Origin of the sequence: Streptomyces sp. WM4235 (genome assembly GCF_001279725.1) — a bacterium.
Taxonomy (GTDB): Bacteria; Actinomycetota; Actinomycetes; order Streptomycetales; family Streptomycetaceae; genus Streptomyces.
Genome location: NZ_LGDE01000207.1, coordinates 1 through 1,850 on the forward strand (window position 1 = coordinate 1; position 1,850 = coordinate 1,850).

The window sequence follows — 1,850 nt, forward strand, 5'->3', positions numbered from 1 at the left end:
CGGCCCCTCGACGGGGCTGCCGACCAAGACCGAGCAGGCCGACCTGCTCCAGGCCATGTACGGGCGCAACGGCGAGGCCCCCGTGCCGATCGTGGCCCCGCGCACGCCCGCGGACTGCTTCGACGCGGCCCTGGACGCGGCCCGGATCGCCCTGGAGTACCGCACTCCGGTGTTCCTGCTCTCGGACGGTTACCTCGCCAACGGCTCCGAGCCGTGGAAGATCCCTGAGGTCACGGACCTGCCGGACCTCACGGTGCAGTTCGCGGCCGGTCCGAACCACGAGCTGGCGGACGGCACCGAGGTGTTCTGGCCGTACAAACGCGATCCCGAGACCCTGGCGCGCCCGTGGGCGGTCCCCGGTACCCCCGGCCTCGAACACCGCATCGGCGGCATCGAGAAGCAGGACGGCACCGGCAACATCTCCTACGACCCCGCCAACCACGAGTTCATGGTCCGCACCCGCCAGGCCAAGATCGACGGCATCCGGGTCCCCGACCTGGACGTGGACGACCCCGACGAGGCCCGCGTCCTCGTCCTCGGCTGGGGCTCCACCTACGGCCCCATCACCGCGGCCGTACGCCGGGTACGGGCCGCCGGACTGCCGATCGCGCAGGCGCACCTGCGTCACCTCAACCCGTTCCCGAGGAATCTCGGGGAGGTCCTGAAGCGTTACGACAAGGTAGTGGTGCCGGAGATGAACCTCGGCCAGCTCGCCACCCTGATCCGGGCCAGATACCTGGTGGACGCCGCGTCGTACAACCAGGTCAACGGGATGCCCTTCAAGGCCGAACAGCTGGCGACGGTCCTCAAGGAGGCCATCAATGACTGACGTCACCGAGGTGTCCGAAGCCGGGCATCATCTGCTGTCCCTCGTGCCCAAGGCCGAGGGGAAGCAGTCGATGAAGGACTTCAAGTCGGATCAGGAGGTCCGTTGGTGTCCGGGCTGCGGCGACTACGCCGTGCTCGCCGCCGTCCAGGGCTTCATGCCCGAACTCGGCCTGCTTCATGCCCGAACTCGGCCTCGCCAAGGAAAACATCGTCTTCGTCTCCGGAATCGGCTGCTCCTCCCGATTCCCCTACTACATGAACACCTACGGCATGCACTCCATCCACGGACGCGCACCCGCCATCGCCACCGGCCTCGCCACCTCCCGCCGCGACCTCTCCGTCTGGGTCGTCACCGGCGACGGAGACGCCCTCTCCATCGGCGGAAACCACCTCATCCACGCCCTCCGCCGCAACGTCAACCTCAAAATCCTCCTCTTCAACAACCGCATCTACGGCCTCACCAAAGGCCAGTACTCCCCCACCTCAGAACTCGGCAAAATCACCAAATCCACCCCCATGGGCTCCCTCGACGCCCCCTTCAACCCCGTCTCCCTCGCCATCGGAGCCGAAGCCGGCTTCGTCGCCCGCACCATCGACTCCGACCGCAAACACCTCACCGACGTCCTGCGCCAAGCCGCCGACCACCAAGGAACCGCACTCGTCGAGATCTACCAGAACTGCAACATCTTCAACGACGGCGCCTTCGAAGCCCTCAAGGACAACGAACAAGCCCAAGACGCCGTCATCCGCCTCGAACACGGCCAACCCGTCCGCTTCGGCACCGACCACACCAAGGGCGTCATCCGCAACCCCACCACCGGCGACCTCGAAGTCGCCACCATCACCCCCGAGAACACCCCCCACCTCCTCGTCCACGACGCCCACACCACCAACCCCACCACCGCCTTCGCCCTCTCCCGCCTCGCCGACCCCGACACCCTCCACCACACCCCCATCGGAGTCCTGCGCAGCGTCCAACGCCCCGTCTACGACACCCTCATGGCCGACCAACTCGACACCGC

The 1,850-nt window shown here is 67.3% G+C and carries 2 pseudogenes; both read left to right on the forward strand.

Annotated features, from left to right (window positions below):
* A pseudogene (locus tag ADK55_RS16205) lies at positions 1 to 829 on the forward strand (2-oxoglutarate ferredoxin oxidoreductase subunit alpha); the annotation flags it as partial.
* Positions 822 to 1,850 (forward strand): annotated as a pseudogene (locus ADK55_RS16210) (2-oxoacid:ferredoxin oxidoreductase subunit beta); the annotation flags it as partial. The pseudogenes ADK55_RS16205 and ADK55_RS16210, both read left to right, overlap by 8 nt.